This is a genomic window from Streptomyces sp. ALI-76-A (assembly GCF_030287445.1).
Taxonomy (GTDB): domain Bacteria; phylum Actinomycetota; class Actinomycetes; order Streptomycetales; family Streptomycetaceae; genus Streptomyces.
On record NZ_JASVWB010000002.1, the window covers coordinates 3,847,515 to 3,868,380 of the forward strand.

General features: G+C 73.5%; 19 protein-coding genes. 8 read left to right on the forward strand and 11 right to left on the reverse strand.

Annotated elements, in window-relative coordinates; translation table 11 throughout:
* Positions 1-96: 96 nt before the first annotated feature.
* Together QQS16_RS18030 and QQS16_RS18035 are read right to left on the reverse strand one after the other, a co-directional pair.
* On the reverse strand, positions 97-1,371 hold the full coding sequence (locus tag QQS16_RS18030) for a sensor histidine kinase (protein ID WP_286062840.1): 1,275 nt from the start codon (positions 1,369-1,371) through the stop codon (positions 97-99).
* Between the two features lie 146 nt (positions 1,372-1,517).
* Positions 1,518-2,195 (reverse strand): response regulator transcription factor, encoded by a 678-nt coding sequence (locus QQS16_RS18035; protein ID WP_286062841.1) that lies wholly within the window; start codon positions 2,193-2,195, stop codon positions 1,518-1,520.
* A 322-nt stretch (positions 2,196-2,517) separates the two neighbouring features.
* Here QQS16_RS18035 and QQS16_RS18040 point away from each other — a divergent pair, with 322 nt between their 5' ends.
* A complete protein-coding gene (locus QQS16_RS18040) occupies positions 2,518-4,056 on the forward strand; it encodes a peptide MFS transporter (RefSeq protein WP_286062843.1) in 1,539 nt (512 codons plus the stop codon).
* A 201-nt stretch (positions 4,057-4,257) separates the two neighbouring features.
* Here the strand turns inward: QQS16_RS18040 and QQS16_RS18045 are convergent, their stop codons facing one another.
* From QQS16_RS18045 to QQS16_RS18060, 4 genes are all read right to left on the reverse strand, one after another.
* Positions 4,258-5,451: a hypothetical protein gene (locus QQS16_RS18045; RefSeq protein WP_286062845.1), complete on the reverse strand. Its 1,194-nt coding sequence runs from the start codon at positions 5,449-5,451 to the stop codon at positions 4,258-4,260.
* 67 nt (positions 5,452-5,518) lie between these two features.
* Positions 5,519-6,235 carry an LPXTG cell wall anchor domain-containing protein gene (locus QQS16_RS18050; protein WP_286062847.1) on the reverse strand — a complete coding sequence of 239 codons (717 nt, stop codon included), beginning with the start codon at positions 6,233-6,235 and terminating at the stop codon, positions 5,519-5,521.
* A 221-nt stretch (positions 6,236-6,456) separates the two neighbouring features.
* Positions 6,457-6,993 (reverse strand): ATP-binding protein, encoded by a 537-nt coding sequence (locus QQS16_RS18055; protein ID WP_286062849.1) that lies wholly within the window; start codon positions 6,991-6,993, stop codon positions 6,457-6,459.
* A gap of 211 nt (positions 6,994-7,204) precedes the next feature.
* Positions 7,205-7,591 carry an STAS domain-containing protein gene (locus QQS16_RS18060; RefSeq protein WP_286062850.1) on the reverse strand — a complete coding sequence of 129 codons (387 nt, stop codon included), beginning with the start codon at positions 7,589-7,591 and terminating at the stop codon, positions 7,205-7,207.
* Positions 7,592-7,831: 240 nt separating this feature from the next.
* Here QQS16_RS18060 and QQS16_RS18065 point away from each other — a divergent pair, with 240 nt between their 5' ends.
* Both QQS16_RS18065 and QQS16_RS18070 read left to right on the forward strand, forming a co-directional pair.
* Entirely contained in the window at positions 7,832-8,737 is a 906-nt protein-coding gene (locus QQS16_RS18065) for an RNA polymerase sigma factor SigF (protein ID WP_286062851.1), read from the forward strand.
* A gap of 198 nt (positions 8,738-8,935) precedes the next feature.
* The gene (locus QQS16_RS18070) at positions 8,936-10,501 is read left to right on the forward strand and encodes a ricin-type beta-trefoil lectin domain protein (protein ID WP_286062852.1); all 1,566 of its coding nucleotides are present in this window, start codon (positions 8,936-8,938) and stop codon (positions 10,499-10,501) included.
* Positions 10,502-10,605: 104 nt separating this feature from the next.
* Here QQS16_RS18070 and hutI read toward each other — a convergent pair whose 3' ends face one another.
* Genes hutI through hutU form a run of 4 tightly spaced genes read right to left on the reverse strand, consistent with a single transcriptional unit; the run spans position 10,606 to position 16,053 of the window.
* Positions 10,606-11,778 (reverse strand): imidazolonepropionase, encoded by a 1,173-nt coding sequence (hutI, locus tag QQS16_RS18075; RefSeq protein WP_286062854.1) that lies wholly within the window; start codon positions 11,776-11,778, stop codon positions 10,606-10,608.
* A gap of 53 nt (positions 11,779-11,831) precedes the next feature.
* A complete protein-coding gene (locus tag QQS16_RS18080; protein ID WP_286062855.1) occupies positions 11,832-13,178 on the reverse strand; it encodes a formimidoylglutamate deiminase in 1,347 nt (448 codons plus the stop codon).
* On the reverse strand, positions 13,175-14,377 hold the full coding sequence (locus QQS16_RS18085) for an allantoate amidohydrolase (protein WP_286066368.1): 1,203 nt from the start codon (positions 14,375-14,377) through the stop codon (positions 13,175-13,177). The genes QQS16_RS18080 and QQS16_RS18085 overlap by 4 nt, the downstream gene beginning before the upstream one ends.
* A gap of 11 nt (positions 14,378-14,388) precedes the next feature.
* Positions 14,389-16,053, reverse strand: a complete 1,665-nt coding sequence (gene hutU, locus QQS16_RS18090) for a urocanate hydratase (protein ID WP_286062857.1) — start codon at positions 16,051-16,053, stop codon at positions 14,389-14,391.
* 115 nt (positions 16,054-16,168) lie between these two features.
* On the opposite strand from hutU, the gene QQS16_RS18095 reads away from it, so the two are divergent.
* From QQS16_RS18095 to QQS16_RS18115, 5 genes are all read left to right on the forward strand, one after another.
* Complete coding sequence (locus QQS16_RS18095; RefSeq protein ID WP_286062859.1) at positions 16,169-17,587, forward strand: type III PLP-dependent enzyme domain-containing protein; 1,419 nt, start codon at positions 16,169-16,171, stop codon at positions 17,585-17,587.
* A gap of 169 nt (positions 17,588-17,756) precedes the next feature.
* Positions 17,757-18,158: a hypothetical protein gene (locus QQS16_RS18100; protein ID WP_286062861.1), complete on the forward strand. Its 402-nt coding sequence runs from the start codon at positions 17,757-17,759 to the stop codon at positions 18,156-18,158.
* Positions 18,155-19,081, forward strand: a complete 927-nt coding sequence (locus QQS16_RS18105; RefSeq protein ID WP_286062862.1) for a hypothetical protein — start codon at positions 18,155-18,157, stop codon at positions 19,079-19,081. Before QQS16_RS18100 ends, QQS16_RS18105 begins: the two co-directional genes overlap by 4 nt.
* A gap of 34 nt (positions 19,082-19,115) precedes the next feature.
* Entirely contained in the window at positions 19,116-19,664 is a 549-nt protein-coding gene (locus QQS16_RS18110) for a roadblock/LC7 domain-containing protein (protein ID WP_286062864.1), read from the forward strand.
* Between the two features lie 19 nt (positions 19,665-19,683).
* Positions 19,684-20,058, forward strand: coding sequence for a roadblock/LC7 domain-containing protein (locus QQS16_RS18115; protein ID WP_286062866.1), 375 nt, complete (start codon positions 19,684-19,686; stop codon positions 20,056-20,058).
* Between the two features lie 212 nt (positions 20,059-20,270).
* Here QQS16_RS18115 and QQS16_RS18120 read toward each other — a convergent pair whose 3' ends face one another.
* Positions 20,271-20,864, reverse strand: a complete 594-nt coding sequence (locus QQS16_RS18120; RefSeq protein WP_286062867.1) for a hypothetical protein — start codon at positions 20,862-20,864, stop codon at positions 20,271-20,273.
* Positions 20,865-20,866: the final 2 nt, after the last annotated feature.

The window sequence follows — 20,866 nt, forward strand, 5'->3', positions numbered from 1 at the left end:
GCACGCACCGGACGCCGCTCCTTGACGGGCAAACGTTGCCTGCCGCGGCACTAGCTAGGGGGACGGCACCGGGAGCCAGCGGACCGGTATGGGCGGTCAGCGGACCGTCGGCTCGCCGGCTTCGTCCGCCGCTTTCCTGAGTGCCGTACGGGACAGGAACAGGGCGAACACGGGGGGCTGGGTCTGGAGCATCTCCAGGCGGCCCCCGTCGGCCTCCGCGAGGTCCCGGGCCACCGCCAGGCCGATGCCGGTGGAGTTGCGGCCGCTGATGGCCCGCTCGAAGATCCGCGCCCCGAGGTCGGCGGGCACCCCGGGCCCCTCGTCCGTGACCTCGATGACCGCCTGGTTCCCGGTGACCCGGGTGCGCAGCGCGACCGTGCCGCCGCCGTGCATGAGGGAGTTCTCGATCAGCGCGGCCAGCACCTGCGCGACCGCGCCCGGTGTCCCCACCGCCGTCAGGTGCCGCTTGCCGGAGCTGACGATCGCCCGGCCGGCGCTGCGGTAGGCGGGCCGCCACTCGGCGAGCTGCTGCTGGATGACCTCGTCGAGGTCGAAGGTGACGGCGGAGCCGGTGCGCGGGTCGCGGGAGTTGGTGAGCAGCCGCTCGACCACGTCGGTGAGGCGTTCCACCTGGGTGAGCGCGACGTTCGCCTCCTCCTTCACCGTGTCCGGGTCGTCGGTGAGGGTGATCTCCTCCAGCCGCATCGACAGCGCGGTCAGCGGCGTACGGAGCTGGTGGGAGGCGTCGGCGGCCAGCCGCCGCTCGGCGGTGAGCATCCGGGCGATGCGTTCGGCGGAGGCGTCCAGGACGTCGGCGACCCGGTCCAGCTCGGGGACGCCGTACCGCTTGTGCCGGGGGCGGGGGTCGCCCGAGCCGAGGCGTTCGGCGGTCTCGGCGAGGTCGGTGAGCGGGGAGGCGAGCCGGTTGGCCTGGCGGATCGCGAGGACCACCGCCGCGATCACCGCGAGCAGCGCCACCAGCCCGATGATCAGCAGGGTGCGGCCGACCTCCCGGGTCACCGAGGAACGCGGCTCCTCGACGACGACGGTCTCGCCCTCCTCGCCCTGGGCCCTGCCCTGGATCACGTCACCGGTCGGCCGGGTGCCGACCTCGATGCTGCGCGCCCCCGGGATCCGGATCTCGGCGTACCGTTCCGGCGCCACCTGGTCGCGCAGGACCTGCGCGTCGACGGTGTGCGAGGTGAGCAGCCGGCTGTCCACGATGCTGGCCAGCCGCTGGGCCTCGGAGTTGACCCGTTCCTGGGCGCTGTTGCTGATGGTCTGGGTCTCGACGATGACGAGGGAGACACCGAAGACGGCGATGACGACGAGCACCACGGCGAGGGTGGACTGGATGAGACGGCGACGCACAGGGCCCTCCGGGCGGTGACGCTATGAGAACGGTGCGGGCGGCACCGGAAGGGGCGCGGGGAACCGCGCGGCCGGCCCCGCGCGGCCCACGACCCCGTGCCCGTACCAGCCCGGGACGGCGCGACGCGCGCGGCACCAGGGCCCGGCTAGCTCTTCTCGAAGCGGAACCCGACGCCCCGCACCGTGGCGATGTACCGGGGATTGGCCGCGTCGTCGCCGAGCTTCTTCCGCAGCCACGAGATGTGCATGTCGAGCGTCTTGGTCGAGGACCACCACGTCGTGTCCCACACCTCGCGCATCAGCTGGTCGCGGGTGACGACCCGGCCCGCGTCGCGCACCAGGACCCGCAGCAGGTCGAACTCCTTGGCGGTGAGCTGGAGCTCCTCCTCGCCCATCCACGCGCGGTGCGACTCGACGTCGATGCGCACCCCGTGCGTCGCGGGCGGCTGCTGCGGCTCCGTGGCACCGCGCCGCAGCAGGGCCCGGACCCGGGCGAGCAGCTCGGCGAGGCGGAAGGGCTTGGTGACGTAGTCGTCGGCGCCCGCGTCGAGACCGACGACGGTGTCCACCTCGTCGGCGCGCGCGGTCAGGATGAGGATCGGGACGGTGAGGCCCTCGGCACGCAGCCGACGGGCCACCTCCAGGCCGTCCATGCCGGGCAGACCCAGGTCGAGCACGACCAGGTCGATGCCGCCCTGCGTTCCGGCGTCGAGCGCGGTGGGGCCGTCCTCACGCACCTCGACCTCGTACCCTTCCCGACGCAGGGCGCGGGCCAGCGGCTCCGAGATGGACGCATCGTCCTCGGCGAGCAGTACACGGGTCATGGGGTGATGGTAGTCCGCGCAGGCCAGGAGCTGGGGTGTGATCGGCAACCGGTTGTTCTTACCTTCGGGGGTACGGGTGTGAACCTGTGTCTGTGCGGTGTGAACCTGACAGAGACCTTGGATTACATGTGTACGGTTCCCTCCAAGCCTGTGATCTGAGCCTCAAAGGCTTCCATTTCCCGCATTGTCCTGCCGTATGGTGAATGAACGCCTGTAGCACCGACAGGGACCTTTGGCGAGGATGTGGCGCTGAAGGTCTCTTTTGTGTGCGGGCCGGCCACCCACCGGCCTCGAAAGGAAAGCCCCTCAGCAAGGATCGACCATGGCGTCCAGCCTGACGAAGGATTCGGTCACCCCGGGCACCCCCGGCACCGAGAAGACCTTCTTCGGCCACCCCCGCGGACTGGCCACTCTCTTCCTGACCGAGATGTGGGAGCGGTTCTCCTACTACGGCATGAAGGCGCTCCTCACCGTCTACCTGCTCTCCGGCGGACCCGATGCCGGCCAGGGCGGCATGGGCGGCGGTCTGGCCATGGACGTGGCCACCACCACGGTGATCGTGTCCGTCTACTCGGCGATGGTGTACCTGCTCACCATGCCCGGCGGCTGGCTCGGTGACCGCGTCTGGGGCCCGCGCAGGACCGTGACCATCGCCGCCGTCACCATCATGTCCGGCCACCTGGTGCTGGCGCTGCCCGGCGGCCAGGCCCCGTTCTTCGCGGGTCTGGCGCTGGTGGCGGCCGGCTCCGGCCTGCTCAAGGCCAACATCTCCACGATGGTGGGCCACCTGTACGACGGCCCGGAGGACCCGCGCCGCGACGGCGGCTTCACGATCTTCTACATGGGCATCAACGCGGGTGCCTTCTTCGCCCCGCTGGCCATCGGGACCGTCGGCCAGAAGGTCGACTGGCACCTCGGCTTCGGCATGGCCGCGGTCGGCATGGCGATCGGTCTCGCCGCGTTCCTGCTCGGCACCCGCAACCTGAGCCCGCAGAGCAGTGTCGTCCCCGAGCCGCTGGCGGCCGAGGAGCGCGTGTCCTGGCTGCGCAAGGGTCTGCTCTGGGTGATCGCCGCGACCGTGTTCTACGGGATCGTCGGCTTCACCGGCCACTTCACGATGAACTGGGCGATGATCCCGCTCACCGTGATCGGTCTGGTCGTCCCGGCGGGCGTCCTGGTGCGGATCAAGCGGGACAAGGACCTGTCGGCCGCCGAGCAGTCGAAGATGACCGGCTACATCTGGTTCTTCGTCGCGGCCGCCGTGTTCTGGATGATCTACGACCAGGGCGCCTCCACCGTCCAGGCGTTCGGCGAGGGCAAGGCGGCGGGCTCACTGCTGGGCTTCGACTTCCCGTCCTCCTGGTACCAGTCGCTGAACCCGCTGTTCATCATGGCGCTGGCCCCGGTCTTCGCCTGGGTGTGGCTGTGGCTGAACCGCGGCGGCAGGGAGCCGAGCACCATCGTGAAGTTCGCGATGGCGCTGGTGCTGATCGGTGTGTCGTTCTTCTTCTTCCTGATCCCGCTGGGCATGGCGGCGAACGGCACCGCGGTCAGTCCGATGTGGCTGGTGGGCATCTACTTCATCCAGACGGTCGGTGAGCTGTGCCTCTCCCCGGTCGGCCTGTCGGTGACCACGAAGATGGCCCCGGCCAAGTACGCCAGCCAGATGATGGGCGTGTGGTTCCTCGCGGTCACCGCGGGCGACTCGGTCACCAGCCTCCTGTCCAACCCGGCCGTCGCCGGCGTCGACCTCGGCGGCACCCCCGCGGTGTTCGGCGAGGCCGCGCTGGCCGCCCTGGCCGGCTTCGCGGTGTGGATGTACCGGCGGAAGGTGAAGTCCCTCATGGGCGACGTCCGCTGAGACCCGCCGCCCCGGTTCCGCTCCCGGAGGGCCGCCGCACCCGCGTGGTGCGGCGGCCCTGCGCGCGCGGGCGGCGGTGGCGTCGCACCGGCTCCGGGCCCACTCCCCGGGGGCGGGCACACGTCGTCGGGTACGCCGCCGAGTGGCCGGCGCGGCCCACGGCCCCCGCCGCCACGCCGAGCAGCTGCCGACCCCGCCGGCTCACGAAGGTCCCTTCCTGGTGGGAGTCGCAGGGCCCGTGGAACTCGTCGGGCCGCCCTCGGGCGGTGCGGGGAGCAGGCCGCCCTCGGGCGGTGCGGGGAGCGGGCCGCCGTCGGGCGGTGCGGGGAGCGGGCCGCCGTCGGGCGGTGCGGGGAGCGGGCCGCCGGACGCGCCCGGGTCGGCGTCCGGGGTGAACCACGGCAGGGTCGGGGCGGACGCGGGCGCCCGGCCGCGGCGCTTCGGGCCGGGAGCACCGGAGGCACGCCCGCCCGGCACACGTGGGACGCGCTCGGGCGGCCGCGGGATCCGGCGCCGGATCCCGCCCGCGCGCAGCGGCCGGACCCGGTCCACCACCGCCATCCCGGCGCGGAACACCGCCGCCGGCACCACCAGGAAGGTCAGGACCCAGAAGAGGGTCACGCCCCAGGGCCGGCCCACGGGCCAGGGCTGCTCGGCGAGCACCTTCCCGCCGTACTTCAGCGACACCGTGTAGTCGCCGTGCGCGCCGCCCGGCAGCTCGACGGGCAGCTCGACACGCGCCTTCCCGCCGGGCCGGACCGTGCCGCGCCACCGCTGCTCCTGCCACTGCGGCGCGTAGACGCCGTGGGAGGTGCCGACCTGGAACACGGGGTTCTCCACGGCGGACGTGCCGGCGTTGCCGACGGTGAGGACGAGGGTGCGGGCGGGCGGCGAGCCGAACCAGGTCAGCAGCCCGCCGGAGCCTTCGAGCCGGGTGTCCGTGAGGACCGACAGACGTCCGCCGGCCGGCTCGGCGGGCAGCGGTTCGACGGCGTGCCCGGCGACCTGGAAGCGCGCGTCGGCCTCGGCCTTCGCCCCGGTCACCGTCGCCACGTGCACCACGCACGGGCACGGCACCGGCGGCTCGGCCACCGGCAGCTTCCGGCTGAACCGTCCCTCGGCGTCGGTCGTCACGGCCCGGCCGTCCGCGTTGGCACAGGAGTCGGTGCCGCCGGACACCCCCCGTGGCGGGGCGGCCTGACCGCAGATCAGGATCATCAGCAGGGCCCGGGCCCGCCAGCCGTCCCCGGTGACGGTGACCGAACCCCCGGTTCCCGCCTGCGACGCGGACAGTCTCACGCGCGGCCCGTCGGCCGCCGTCGCGCTCCCCGCCAGAGGCAGCAGCAGCAGCGCGAGCACCGTCGCCAGCGCCGGAATCCGCACGTTCCCGCTCACGTCGTCGCTCCCGTCGACTCGGCTTGCGCACGCGGCGGTTCGGCCACCCCGCCGCCGTCCGCACGGCTCAGCGGCGTACGCGGGCCGCCTGGTTCCTGCGGGTCAGCCACAGCGCGCCCGCCGCGCCCGCGAGCAGCACCGTGCCGCCGAGCGTGCCGAGGGCGAGCGCGGAGTCCTCGGGCCCGGTCTGCGGGAGGCCGGCGCCGGAGTCGTCGCCGCCGCCGTCGCCGCTCTGCGTGCCGCCCGAGGATCCGCCCTCGCCCGACGCCGCCGTCACGTCCAGCGTCAGCGACGGGCCGGGGCTGTTGGTCGGCGTACACGTGGTGGTGGTGCCGAGCGCCTTGATGGTGAGCACGCCCGCCGTGAAGGTGACCTTGCCGGTCTTCTTCGGCGTGTAGGTGCCCGACAGATCGTTGATCTTGATGGGGGTATTGGCGGGGAGCGCCTCCTGGTTGGCGGGGCCGGTGACGGTCAGGGTCCCGCCGTCGGCGCCGCCGAGCTTGACGGTGGCACTCGGGTTCATCGCGCCCTTGCCCAGCTCGACGGGGCTGGAGGAGACGCCCTTCTGCCACGACATGGTGAGCCGGTAGCCGTCGCCGCTCCTGACGCCCTTGATGTCGATGGGCGAGACGGCGCTCTTGTCGCCGATCGGCGTCTTGCACTGGTAGTGGACGTCGACGACCTCGGCGTGGGCCGCGGGAGCGGCCAGCAGCACCGCCGAGCCGGCCAGGGCCGCGGCGGACGCGAGTGCGGCGGTTCGTTTCTGGTACGTCCGGTTCGACACGGTCCCCTCATTCCCGAAGGCGTTCCCGCACGCGTTCCCCAGCGCGTTGCCGAGCGCGTTGCGAACGCGTTCCTGACGGCACATCAGATGGGCCGTCAAGGTACGCCCGGGGTGCGGAGGAAGGAAGACACAGGGAGCGCCGGATCTGGGTGATCCGGCGCGCGTGACGTGACGTACGGGGGACGTGCGGCGAAGAGTGCGAACCGCGGGTAACCCTCGGGCTAGGCCGGTGCTCCCAGTTCGGCCCAGACCGTCTTGCCCGCGGCCCCGGGGGTGCGCACGACACCCCAGTCCAGGCACAGCCGCTGCACGATGAACATGCCGTGACCGCCGGGGCGGCCGGCGCGGTGCGGGGTGCGCGGGGCGGGCTGGCCACCGCCCTTGTCGGAGACCTCGACGCGGATCACCTTGTTGTCGCAGGCGATCCGCAGTTCGTCCGGCCCCTCGGCGTGCAGGCAGGCGTTGGTGACCAGCTCGGAGACGACGAGCAGCACGTCCTCGGCCGCGGCCCGCTGGTCGGCGGTGGCGGCGGGCAGCCAGTCCCACGCGTACAGCGCCTGCCGGGTGAAGTCGCGGGCGAGCGGCACGACACCGCTCTGGCCCTCGAAGCTCAGCCTGCGGACCTGACGTCCCCCCGACGACCCGGTCGCGCCCCCCTCGGACGCCCCGGTCGCCGGCACGCCCTCCTCGGACACCCCGGAAGCGCCGCTGGGCTCCGGGCCGCGGTCGCCCGGCGGGTAAGGCCGGGTGGTGCTCATCAGCGCTTCACCTCACCGATTCACCAGTTCACGATTCACAAGTTCACTACTCAAGTCAGTACGGCCGGTCGGCCCCGCACAGTCGGTACGGGTGTCTCCTGCCCGACCGGGCCGGGTGAACACCCCTGTATTGGACACGAAAGGCGTGACGCCCGGAAAGCGACGGTTCCAGGGGGGCGAGCGGGGCGGCGCCCCGGCCTCGCCCGCGGACTCAGTCGGACTCGCCCGGTTCGCCGGCCAGCGCCGCTTGCAGGGTGTCATGGACAGTGAAGACCGCATCCGCCCCCGTGATCTCGAAGACACGCGCGACCACGGGCAGCATCCCCGCCAGATGCACCCCACCCCCGGCCGCCTCTGCTTTCAGCCGTGCGCCCAGCAGCACGTTGAGGCCTGTGGAGTCGCAGAACTCCAGGCGTGAGCAGTCGACCACCAGTCGACTGAATCCTTTGGCGAGGCATTCGTCGAGGGGTTCGCGCAACAGATCGGCGGTGTGGTGATCCAACTCACCCGCCGGAGTCACGACGGCACTAGAGCCCTCTTCTCGCACCTCCACCAGAAGCCGGCCCGACTGTGCGCTGCCGACTGTCCCGCGGTCCATGCCGTCTCTCTCTCCCGACGTCGTGGCTGCTGACTGACGCCCTCGAACACTACGCCTTCTCCACAGCTCCCGACACCCGAACAATCACACACAAACGGACATACGCGAACAGAACACACTTGCGGTGAGCTCGGGAAAGCGGGTAGGGCTAGTAGGTACACGCACCCGACACGGCCGGCTTTGGAGGCGCCGCACACCGCAGTGCACGGAACTGGCTTCGGCAGCCATATGCCGAGAACGATGGAGGACATCATGTCACCCCGGCTCGACGCATCGCATACCCATCAGGCGACGTCGGCATCCCCCCCGGAACATCTGGATCCCATCGGGCAGGACGACCCACTCGCCGGACTCCCGGAGATCCCGCCCTTCGACGAGGTCGGGGCGGTGGACGCGCGGGCGCTGTCCAAGACCCTCTTCGCGCGCCTGGAGTCGCTGGAGGAGGGCACCCACGAGTACTCGTACGTCCGCAACACGCTTGTCGAACTCAACCTCGCCCTGGTCAAGTTCGCCGCCTCCCGCTTCCGCTCCCGCAGCGAGCCGATGGAGGACATCATCCAGGTCGGCACGATCGGCCTGATCAAGGCGATCGACCGCTTCGAACTCAGCCGAGGTGTGGAGTTCCCCACCTTCGCGATGCCAACCATCGTCGGTGAGATCAAGCGTTTCTTCCGCGACACCTCGTGGTCCGTCCGCGTCCCGCGGCGGCTCCAGGAGCTCCGGCTCGACCTGGCCAGGGCCGGCGACGAGCTGGCCCAGAAGCTCGACCGCGCCCCGACGGTGGCGGAGCTCGCCGAGCGCCTCGGCCTGTCCAACGACGAGGTCGTCGAGGGCATGGCCGCGTCGAACGCGTACACCGCCTCCTCGCTCGACGCCCAGCCGGAGGAGGACGACGCCGAGGGCGCCCTCGCGGACCGCATCGGCTACGAGGACCACGGGCTCGAGGGCATCGAGTACGTCGAGTCGTTGAAGCCGCTGATCGCCGACCTGCCCTCCCGGGACCGGAAGATCCTCTCCCTGCGCTTCGTCGCGGGCATGACCCAGTCCGAGATCGGCGAGGAACTCGGTATCTCGCAGATGCACGTGTCCCGACTGCTGTCGCGGACGCTGGTGAAGCTGCGCAAGGCGCTGACCGTCGAGGAGTGACGGCGCCCGCCCCTGCGGTGACCGTGTGACCCGGCCCGACGCGGGCCGGGTCGCCGCCGTGTGCGCGGCCGCGGCCGAAAGCATGCTGTTACCCGGGGGAACCTCTTTCCTCACCGGGTCGCGTCCACCACTATGGTCACCCTTCCCAGACTGGCCGGTACGTCAGGACGGCTCCGTGGGGTGCCAGGAGGCGGGTGGATGGCTCGGGCCGACGGGACGGGCGCGACCGGCAGCGACGACGGCTCGGCGAGCGGCTCATACACGGGCCTGCACGCCGGTGCCTCCGACGCGCGCCTGACCGAACTCCTGCGCGCCGACACGGCCACCGCGTACCTGGGCCTCCAGGAGCTCCGCGCCCGCCACCGCCCCTCCGTCCTCGCCTACGCCCGCCTGTGCGCGACCGGCGAGTCGACGGCACGGCAGCTGGCGGCGCAGGCGTTCACGCTCGCGGCCCGGGAGACGGCCCGCGGCACCGACCCCGGCGTCCCGTGGCGGCACCGGCTCCTGCTGCTGACCGGACGGATCTCCGCGTCCTGGGCGGCGGACGGGAGATCGGCGGGGCTCGACGCGGGCCTGCTGCTGGTGCTGAACACCGCGGCCCCGGACCATCCGGTGCCGCCGCTGCTCGCGCCGTTCCAGTCCCTGCCCGCCCGCGCGCAGGGACTCCTCTGGTACGGCGTCGTGGAGCGGGAGGCACCGGACACCACGGCCGGTTACCTCGGCCTGACCCGTGAGGACGTCACGTACGGCACGGACCGGGCGCTGGAGACCATGGCCCGGGCGTGTCTGCGCTCCCGCCTCGCCGCGTCCGACGATCCGCGCTGCGGCGACTTCCGCCGCCTCATCGAGGAGTCCGTACGGCCGGACAGCCCCCGGAGCAGTCCCGACCTGCACGCCCACATGGCGCACTGCGCCCACTGCACGACGGCGTACGAGGAACTGACCGCCCTGCGGGACGCGCCGCACGCGGTGCTGGCGGAAGGGCTGCTGCCCTGGGCGGGGACGGCGTACGGGGCGCGCGGCGCCGACGGACCGGGCGGGCTCCGGGCCCGCACGCCGTCCGGGAGCCGGCCGCCGTCCCGGCGCCTGGTGCTGACCTCGGCGGCGCTCGGCGTGGCCGTGGCGCCACTGCTGGTGTTCCTGCTGACGCGGGGCGACACGCCGGCGCGGGAGTCGGCGGGCGCCGCGGTGACCACGCCGTCGAGCCCGCCGCCGGTGACGGTGACGGCGACGGTCTCGCCGTCACTGTCCCCGTCCCCGTCGGCGACCAGCGCATCGCCGTCGCCGTCCGCGTCGCGGAGCGCCACACCGACCAGGACGGCGAGCGCGACGCCCTCGTCGCCGCCGTTCCGCCCGCCGGGCGGGACGTACACCCAGGTCGTGAACGTGGCCTCGGGCCGCTGTCTGGACGTGTCCGGCGACTTCGAGAACCGTACCGACGTGGTCACCGCCCCGTGCGACGCCTCCGCCTCCCAGCGCTGGCGCGTCGACTCCGGCCGCGGGGTCCTCCAGTCGCTCGCCGATCCCGGCTTCTGCCTGGACAGCCGGGGCGGCGTGGACAAGGGCGTCGGCATCTGGGAGTGCGACTCGCTGTCCGGCCGCAACGGCGACAACCTCAGGTTCACCGTGGACGACGACGGGGTGATCCGCCCCGCCATCGCCGTCGCGACGGCCCTGACCCCCGACGGCTCCGCAGACGCGGGACTGTCGCTGGAACCGTCCGGCGACGGCACCGGGCAGCGGTGGCGGGCGGGGACGGGGTGAATGGCGGTTGCGGCGGGGGCGGGGGTGGGGCGGCCTGACCGCCGACTGCGGCGGGGGCGGCCGGGGCCGCATGGCCCGGGTTGTGGCGGGCGGTGGGTCCGGGGTCAGAGTTCGCGTGCGCCGCGGCGCCATACGCCGGTGACCAGGGGTACGCCCGGGCGGTAGGCGAGGTGGACGTGGCTCGGGGCGTCGAGGAGGGTCAGGTCGGCGCGGGCGCCCGGGGTGAGGCGGCCGATGTCGGTGCGGCGCAGGGCCGCCGCACCGCCCGCCGTGGCCGACCAGACCGCCTCGTCCGGGGTCATCCCCATGTCCCGTACGGCGAGCGCGACGCAGAACGGGACGGAGGACGTGAAGGACGAGCCCGGGTTGCAGTCGGTGGACAGGGCGACGGTGACGCCGGCGTCCAGGAGACGGCGGGCGTCCGGCCACGGAGCGCGGGTGGAGAACTCGGCACCGGGCAGCAGGGTCGCCACCGTGCCGCCGGCGGCCAGCGCGTCGACGTCCGCGTCGGTCAGGTGCGTGCAGTGGTCGGCGCTGGCCGCGTCCAGTTCGACCGCCAGCTGTACGCCGGGGCCGTAGGAGAGCTGGTTGGCGTGGATGCGGGGGTGCAGGCCCTTCGCCTTGCCGGCCGTGAGGATCGCGCGGGCCTGGTCGCCGTCGAAGGCGCCCTGCTCGCAGAAGACGTCGATCCAGCGGGCGTACGGGGCGCAGGCGTCGAGCATCTCGCCGGTGACGAGGGCGACGTAGGCGGCGGGGTCGTCGGCGTGGTCGGGGGAGACGATGTGGGCGCCGAGGTAGGTGACCTCGTCGGTGTGGCGGGCGGCCAGGCGCAGGGCGCGGGACTCGTCCTCGACGGTCAGGCCGTAGCCGGACTTGGTCTCCAGGGTGGTGGTGCCCTGGCGGAGGGCCTCGGCGAGGTGGCGGGTGAGGTTGGCCTCCAGCTCGGCGTCGGTCGCGGCGCGGGTGGCGGCGACGGTCGTGCGGATGCCGCCCGCGCTGTAGGCCCGGCCGGACATCCGGGCGTTGAACTCCTCGGTGCGGTCGCCCGCGAAGACCAGGTGGGAGTGGGAGTCGACGAAGCCGGGCAGGACCGCCCGGCCGCCGGCGTCGACCCGGTTGTCAGTGGCGGGTGCTTTGCTTGATTCACCGGTCCACGCGATGCGGTCGCCGTCGATGACGACGGCCGCGTCCTGGATCAGACCGAGGGGAGAACTGTCACCGAGGGAGGGGTCGTTGGTGACCAGCGTGGCGATGTTGGTGATGACGGTGCTGCTCATCGTGTCCTCGTGGGCGTGGGGGGCGTGGGGGGCGTCGCCGGCGTGGGCGGGTGTCAGGCGCGCAGGGCTTCGACGGCCCGGACGAGGGCCTGCGGCACGTCGGGGACCAGCGTGTGCGCCCCGTCGCGTACGACATGCCGTCCGCCCACGACCGTGTGCCGTACGTCCGCTGCCGTCGCCGCGAATACGGCCGTCTCGGCGCCGAGCCTGGGCAGCGGCCCCGCTGTCCTGACCGAGTCGAGCGCGACCGTGGTGAGGTCGGCGAGCGCGCCGGGCTCGATGGTGCCCGCCGCGTCCCAGCCGAGGGCCGCGTGACCGTCGGCGGAGGCGGCCCGCAGCAGGGCGGCGGCGGTCCAGTGGCCGCGGGTGCGGCTGCGCAGGCGCTCGTTCAGCTCCATCGCGCGGGCCTCTTCGAGCAGGTCGATCACGGCGTGGCTGTCCGAGCCGAGGGACAGCGGGGAGCCCGCCTTCCGCAGCGCGACGGCGGGGCCGATGCCGTCGGCGAGGTCCCGTTCGGTCGTCGGGCACATGCAGGTGCCGGTGCCGCTGCCGCCGATCAGGGCGATGTCCTCGTCGGTGAGATGGGTGTTGTGGACACCGGTGGTGCGCCGCCCCAGCACGCCGTGCTCGGCGAGCAGCTGGGTCGGCGTGCACCCGTGGGCCTCGCGGCAGGCGTCGTTCTCGGCGGTCTGCTCCGACAGGTGGACGTGGAGCGGGGCCCGCCGCTCCTCGGCCCACCGCGCCACGGTCGCCAACTGCCCGGCGGGCACGGCCCGTACGGAGTGGATGGCCGCTCCGATCCGCGCGTGATCCCGTTCCTTGAGAACTGAACAGCGTTCGGCCCACGCCTCCGCGCTTCCGTCGGAGAAGCGGAGCTGGTGGGCGTCGGGGGCCCGGCCGAAGCCGGCGGAGAGGTAGGCGGTGTCGAGGAGGGTGATGCGGATGCCGGCGTCGGCGGCGGCCTCGACGAGCGCCTCGCCCATCGCGTTGCGATCGGCGTAGGGGGTGCCGCCCGGGGCGTGGTGCACGTAGTGGAACTCGCCGACGGCGGTGACGCCGGCCAGCGCCATCTCGGCGTAGACCGCGCGGGCCAGCTGGTGGTAGGTCTCCGGGGTCAGCCGGTCGGCGACGGAGTACATGACCTCGCGCCAGGTCCAGAAGGTGCCGGAGCCGACCTGGACGGTGCCGCGCAGGGCACGGTGGAAGGCGTGCGAGTGGGCGTTCGCGAGGCCCGGGAGCGTCAGCCCGCGGAGCACCTCGGCACCGGGCGGCGGGGCGGGGGTGCCGGTGCGGACGGCGGTGACGCGGCCGTCCGCCGTGTCCACGGCCACGCCCGGCTCGACGTGGGTCCCGAGCCAGGCGTGCTCCAGCCAGTACGTCCGTGCGTGGGGGTGGGTCACCTGCAGGCCAGCCCTTCCAGTACGTCGGCGAGTGCGAGCACCCCGGCCACACAGTCGTCCTCGGCGGCGGACTCGGCCGGGGAGTGCGAGACGCCGGTGGGGTTGCGCACGAACAGCATGGCGGTCGGGACGCTCGCGGAGAGGATCCCGGCGTCGTGTCCCGCGCCGGTGCCGAGGACGGGGACCGTCAGGTCGGTGCTCCTGCCCAGGACGCGGGCGAGTTCGTCGCGCAGGGCGTGGTCGAACTCGACGACGGGCGTGAACGACTCGCGGACCACGTCGAGGTCCACGCCGTGCGCGGCGGCGTACTCGCGGGCGGCCTTCTCGATCCCGTCGACCACGAGGTCCAGGCTCGCCTGGTCGGCGGCACGGGAGTCGAGCCAGCCGCGCACCAGCGAGGGGACGGCGTTGACGCCGTTGGGCTCGACGGCGATCTTGCCGAAGGTGGCGACGGCGCCGGCGAGTCGCGCCTCTCTGCGGGCCGCGAGGACCGTCTCGGCGTAGGGCAGCATCGGGTCCCGCCGGTCCACCAGCCGGGTGGTGCCGGCGTGGTTGGCCTCGCCCCGGAAGTCGAACCGCCACCGTCCGTGCGGCCAGATGGCGCTGGCGACGCCGACCCGGTCGCCGCTGAGGTCCAGCGCCCGGCCCTGTTCCACGTGCAGCTCGACGAAGGCGCCGATGCGGGAGAGCCGCTCCGGGTCGGGCCCGATGGCGTCGGGGTCGTGTCCGGCGGCCTCCATGGCCCGCCGCAGTGTGATCCCGTCACCGTCGGTCAGCCGGTGCGCCTGCTCGACGCCGAGCTGCCCGGCGGTCAGCCGGGACCCGACACAGGCGAGCCCGAAGCGGGCGCCCTCCTCGTCGCCGAAGTTGACGATCGCGAGCGGCTTGGTGAAGGTGACGTCCCGCGCGCGCAGTTCGTCGAGCGCGGCGAAGGAGGAGACGACCCCGAGGGGCCCGTCGAAGGCGCCGCCGTCCGGCACCGAGTCGAGATGCGAACCGGTGACGACCGCGTCCCCTTCGGCGGGGTCGCCGAGCCAGGCCCACTGGTTCCCGTTCCGGTCGAGTTCGTACGTCAGCCCCCGCGCCTCGGCCTGTCCCCTGAACCAGGCCCGGCACTCGGCGTCGGCACCGGTCCAGGCGAAGCGGCGGTAGCCGCCGGAGGCGGCGCTGCGGCCGATCGGCAGCAGCTCCGCCCACATGCTGTGGAAGGTCACGCGTCGTCACCCTCGCGCATCGGGACCCGGACACCGCGCTCGTCCGCGACCGACTCCGCGATGTCGTACCCCGCGTCGACGTGCCGGATGACGCCCATGCCCGGGTCGTTCGTCAGCACCCGCCGGACCTTCTCGCCGCTCAGCTTCGTACCGTCGGCCACGGTCACCTGCCCGGCATGGAGGGACCGCCCCATGCCGACGCCTCCCCCGTGGTGGATGGACACCCAGGACGCACCGGACGCCACGTTCACCATGGCGTTCAGCAGGGGCCAGTCGGCGATGGCGTCGGACCCGTCGAGCATGGCCTCGGTCTCCCGGTAGGGGGACGCCACCGAACCGGAGTCGAGGTGGTCGCGGCCGATCACCAGCGGCGCCGCCAGCTCACCGCTCGCGACCATGTCGTTGAACCGCTCGCCGGCCTTGTCCCGCTCGCCGTAGCCGAGCCAGCAGATCCGGGCCGGCAGACCCTGGAAGTGGACCCGCTCACCGGCCAGCTTGATCCAGCGGGCGAGGGACTCGTTCTCGGGGAACAGGTCGAGCATCGCCCTGTCGGTCCTGGCGATGTCGGCCGGGTCGCCCGACAGGGCCGCCCAGCGGAAGGGGCCCTTGCCCTCGCAGAACAGCGGCCGGATGTAGGCGGGGACGAACCCGGGGAAGGCGAACGCCCGGTCGTACCCGGCGAGTTGAGCCTCGCCGCGGATCGAGTTGCCGTAGTCGAAGACCTCCGCGCCGGCGTCCATGAAGCCGACCATCGCCTCGACGTGCCGGGCCATCGACTCCCGGGCGCGGGTGGTGAAGCCCGCCGGGTCCTTGGCCGCGGCCGAGGCCATGTCGTCGAAGTCGACGCCCGTCGGCAGGTAGGCCAGCGGGTCGTGCGCCGAGGTCTGGTCGGTGACGATGTCGACGGGAGCGCCCTCGGCGAGCATGCGCGGGAGCAGTTCGGCCGCGTTGCCGAGCAGGCCGATGGAGAGCGGACGCCGGGCGTCGCGGGCCTCGACGGCGAGCTGGAGGGCGTGCTCCAGGGAGTCGGCCCTCACATCGAGGTAGCGGTGCTCGATGCGGCGCTCGATGGCACGCGGGTCGCAGTCGACGCAGATGGCGACGCCGTCGTTCATGGTCACCGCGAGCGGCTGCGCGCCGCCCATGCCGCCGAGGCCGGCGGTCAGGGTGATCGTCCCGGCGAGGGTGCCGCCGAACTTCTTCGCGGCGACGGCGGCGAAGGTCTCGTAGGTGCCCTGGAGGATGCCCTGGGTGCCGATGTAGATCCAGGAGCCGGCGGTCATCTGCCCGTACATGGTCAGTCCCAGCTGCTCCAGACGCCGGAACTCGTCCCAGTTCGCCCAGTCGCCGACCAGGTTCGAGTTGGCGATCAGCACGCGGGGCGCCCACTCGTGGGTCTGCATGACACCGACGGGCCGGCCGGACTGGACGAGCATGGTCTCGTCCTGCTTCAGCGTCCGCAGCGTGCGGACCATCGCGTCGAAGGAGCGCCAGTCCCGGGCCGCCTTGCCCGTGCCGCCGTAGACGACGAGCTTGTCGGGGTGTTCGGCGACCTCGGGGTCGAGGTTGTTCTGCAGCATCCGCAGGGCGGCTTCCTGCTGCCATCCCAGGGCGCTCAGTTCCGTACCGCGTGCCGCTCGGACGGGGCGGGGTCCTGACATGGTCTGCCTCCCAGCGGATTGTTGCTGCCGTTATTCACATCCTGACTTCCTGAATAGAGCTAGTCAATAGCGAGGGCCCTCGGCAGGGCCGCCCGAGGGGTGTTTGGCTGGACGCATGGGCGAGGACACCGACCTGACGGGGGACGTGGTGAGCGACACCCACGAGCGGCACGGGAGCGGCACCGGCGGCGAGCGGGCGGCCCGCCGGGACGAGGCGGTCCGCGCGGCCGTGGAGCAGGGACTGCTGGGCCCCGGCTCGCCCCTCGTCGGCCTGCTCGACGTCACCGGCATCCGGGAGTCGGCGGCGCGGCTGCGGGCGGCCTTCGAGGAGGTCACCGCGCCCGGGACGCCCGTGCTGCACGCCTTCGCGGTGAAGGCGACCCCGCTGGTGCCGGTGCTGCGGCTGCTGCGGGAGGAGGGGCTCGGGGCGGAGGTGGCGAGCCCGGGCGAGCTGGCGCTGGCGCGGGCGGCGGGGCTGGCGCCGGCCCGGACGGTCCTGGACTCGCCCGCCAAGACACCGGCCGAGCTGCGGGAGGCGCTGGCGCTCGGGATCGCGGTCAACGCCGACAACCCTCAGGAACTGCACCGCATCGACGCGATGATGCGGTCGGCGCCCAGCCGCTCCCGCCTCGGGATCCGGGTGAACCCGCAGGTCGGCGGTGGTTCCATCGAGGCCCTGTCCACCGCCACGGCGACCTCGAAGTTCGGGGTGGCGCTGCGGGACGAAGGGGCGCGCGCATGGGTGGTGCGGGCGTACGCCGAGCGCCCCTGGCTCTCCCGGCTGCACGCGCACACCGGGTCGCAGGGCATCCCGCTGGCGCTGATGGCCGAGGGCGTGGCGGAGACGTACCGGCTCGCGGAGGAGATCAACCGGCGGATCGGGCGGCCGCAGATCGACACCATCGACATCGGCGGCGGGCTGCCGGTGAACTTCGCGTCGGACGAGACGGCTCCGACGTTCGCGGAGTACGCGCGGGTGCTGAAGCGGACGGTGCCGGGGCTGCTCGACGGGCGCTACGGGCTGGTGACCGAGTTCGGGCGGTCGCTGCTGGCCGAGCACGGGACGGTGGTGGCCCGGGTGGAGTACGCGAAGAGCGCGGGCGGGCGGCCGGTGGCGGTGACGCACGCGGGGGTGCAGGTGGCGACGCGGACGGTGTACGCGCCGGGGGCGTGGCCGTTGCGGATCGCCGCGTACGACGGCAAGGGGCGGCGGAAGGAGGGGCCCGAGGTGGTGCAGGACGTCGCCGGTCCGGCGTGCTTCGCGGGCGACCTGCTGGCCCGGGGGTATCCGCTGCCGCTGCTGGCGCAGGGCGACTACGCGGCGGCGCTGGACACGGGCGCGTACTACTTCGCCCACCACTACGCGTACAACTCCCTGGCGCGGCCCGGGATCCACGGCTTCGTCCGGGACGGGGCCGGGGGCGTGGTCTTCGCGACCGTGCGTGAGGCGCAGACCGTCGAGGAGATCGTGGCGGAGTCCGGAGGGGCGCACACCGACGCGCTCACCATCCTCGACGCACCCCGGCGCCGTTGACGCACGCCGGGGGAACTGCTGATCAACTGGGTTTGTGAACAGGCAAGTTGACCTACCTTAGTCAGTCGCCGCATGTTCCACCGGAAAATGCCAGAACGCTCACTCCTCTCCCACACGTTGCGTAGTTTCGGCGTCACTCAGCCGAACCCCAGGCGGGAGGGGAGCCACGGTGCCCGGAATCGACGAGTGCCTGCTGGAAGCCATGCGACTGCCCGGTGCCCGGGGCGCCGCACTGGTCGACTGGACGAGCGGACTGGCCCTGGGCACCGTCGGGGAGTCCCCGGGCGGCGACCAGGAGGCGGCCGCGGTGGAGGCCGCCGAACTCGCCCGGCTGGCCGCCGAGCAGCGCGCCTTCGCACCCGACCCCGGCGGGGAAGGAGACGACGGCGACGGACCGCCGGTCGAGGACCTCATCATCAGCAACCGGGACAGCTACCACGTGCTGCGGTTCGTGCCGACGTCCTTCGACAGCAGCGTGTGCCTGCACCTGTGGCTGGCCCGCGCCGACGGCAATCTCGCGCTGGCCCGGATCCGGCTGGGCGAGATGGCCGGACGGCTGGTGCTGGGATGACGGCCGTGCGGACCACACCACCGCCCCGGCTGCCCGTGCGGGACAAGGCGGCGGCCCGGGACCGGGGCTGGGGCGGCGTCTCCCCGATGCTGACCCGGCTCGCGGCCGAGCGGGCCACCGGCGTCCTCGTCCGCGAGCGGGGCACACTGCAACTGGCCGAGGGCCGGGTGGTGCACGCCGAGAGCCCGTCCGCGCCCGGCCTCGACGTCCTGCTCACCGCCCGGGGCACGCTCGACGCGGGCGCCTGGCAGCGGGCGCTGACCGAGACCGGCGACCGGCACCGGGCGGGCCACCTCCTGGTCGACGGCGGGCACCTCGCCCCGGGCGCGCTGGACGTGTGCCGGCTCGTGGCGCTGTACGACGCGGCGTACTTCGCGCTCGCGCCCAGCAGCACCCCGGGCCGCTTCCGCTACGTCAGCGGGGAGGGGCCCGGCTGTCCGTGCCCGGTGCCGGTGGCCGCCCTGGAGCGCGAGACCCTGCGCCGCCGCGACGTGCTGCACCGCATCTGGGCCGATCCGGCCACGGACGAGGCGCCCCTGGTCCGCGCGCGGCGCCCAGCTCCCCCGGCGTCCAGCGCCCGCCAGCGCGCGGTCCTGGACCGCCTGGACGAGGTCCGGACGGCGGCGGACATCGCGCGGGAGCTGGGCCGTCCGGCGTTCCACACGCTGGTGGACGTGCGGCGGCTGGCCGCGGCGGGTGTGGTCGCGCCCCGGCCGGAGCCCTCCGTGGAACCACCGCCGCGGGCCACCGAGCCCCGCCTCGGCGATCCCCACCAGTCCGAGCCCCACCTCACGGAGCCCCACCTCACCGAACCCCGCCCCGCCGAGCCCCACGTCCCCGCCCCCTACCTCACCGACCCCTATCTCGCCGATCCCCACATCACGTTGCTGAAGAGGCTCAGGGATGCGCTGGAGGCCCTTTGAACGGCAGTGGACCCGCGCCGAGAGGAGAGACCTGATGGCAGCGGAGGCCGACATCCTGGAGGAGCTGCGCCGGCTCAGAGCCCGCGTGCCCCAGCTCACCGGCGCCGTGGCGGCCGGATCCGACGGTCTCGTCCTCGCCCAGGACACCCCCGGCGTCGACCCGCGCGCGGTGGCCGCGCTCACCACCACCGCCCTCGACCTCGCCACGCAGCTCACCGACGCGACCGGCCAGGGCGAGGTCCGCGAGCTGCTCGTCCGCGGGGTGTACGGCTACGTGGCCACGTACACGGCGGGCCGCACCGCCCTGCTGACCCTGCTCGCCCAGGACCGCGTCAACGTCGGCCGCCTGCACCTGGAGGGCCGCCGGGCCGGGGCCCGCATCGCGGAACTGGTCGAGGCAGCCACGGCGCCCCCGGCCAAGCCGCCCGCGAAGGTCCCGGCCAAGCCCGCCATCCCTCGCACCAGAGCCACCCGAGCCTCCCGGGCGAAGCCCGCCGAGGCCCGGGTCCCGGCCGCCGAGCCCCGTACCGCGGCCCCCGAGACGCCCGCCGCACCGACGGCGGCGCGCACCACCGAAAGTTGAGAGGAACCGAGGAACCGTCATGGCCAACACCGAAACCGCGCTGAAAGAGGCACTCGCCTCCATCGAGGGCGCCACCGGCGTCGCGCTCGTCGACTACACCAGCGGCATGGCGCTGGGCACGTTGGGCGGCAGCAAGACCTTCGACCTGAACGTCGCCGCCGCCGGCAACACCGACGTCGTCCGCGCCAAGCTGCGCACCATGGAGCACCTCGGGCTCAAGGGCCAGATCGAGGACATCCTGATCACCCTGTCCGACCAGTACCACCTGATCCGCCTGATGAGCGGCCGGGGCGGCAACGGGCTCTTCCTCTACCTGGTGCTCGACGCCAAGCGGTCCAACCTGGCGATGGCCCGCCACCAGCTGCGCAGGATCGAGGAGGAGCTGGAGGTCTGACCAGTGCCACGGCAGGCGATGTCGGCCCCGCCGTGACGCCCGGCACGGCTCCCCCACCGCCTTGAGGGCGTGGGAGGTGCCCCCGCTCGCCGCACCGGCCGAAAGCCGACGTAACGTCCCGTACCAGGACGTCCGGCCGGCACACCGGGAACACACGCCGGACGCCGCGCCGGACGCCGCTCCTTGACGGGCCGACGTCGCCCGCCGCGGCCCTAGACGAGTGCCGCGGTGCGGCGGCGGGCCCCGCCCGGGGCCGCGTCGCCGGCCGCGATGCCCGTGCTGCGGTAGGCCCTGACCGCCTTCCCGGCGGGGCGTCCGCCGTTCCGGGAGAGCCAGTCCACCCGCACCCACAGCAGCGCGTCCCCGGCCTGTTCGCGCCGTCCGAGCCAGGCGGCCTTCCACCGCAGTCCGGCGCCGCACCCGGCGAGCAGCATGCCCCCGGCGGCGGGCACGGCGAAGGCGCTGCCCAGCGCGGCGAGGAAGGCCAGCAGCAACCACCAGCGGTGCCCCCGGCGCCAGGCGCGGGCGCTCACCGCGCGGTCCTGGAGCACGTCGTGCTTGCTCGCGCGGGCGGCCTGGCGGGCCAGTTCGACGTACCGCCTGCGGCGGGCGTACGTCACGACGGCCGCGCTGACCAGGAACAGCGCGGCCCCGGCCAGCACTCCGATCCGCCGTCCGGTGATGCCCGGCACCGACAGTCCGGTCCCCGCCGCCAATACCCCGAGCCACCACATCGGCGCGGCTCCGGCCCGTACGACGACGGCCACCCGAGCCAGTCCCTGCGCTCTGCGATCCCCGCGTGCCACGT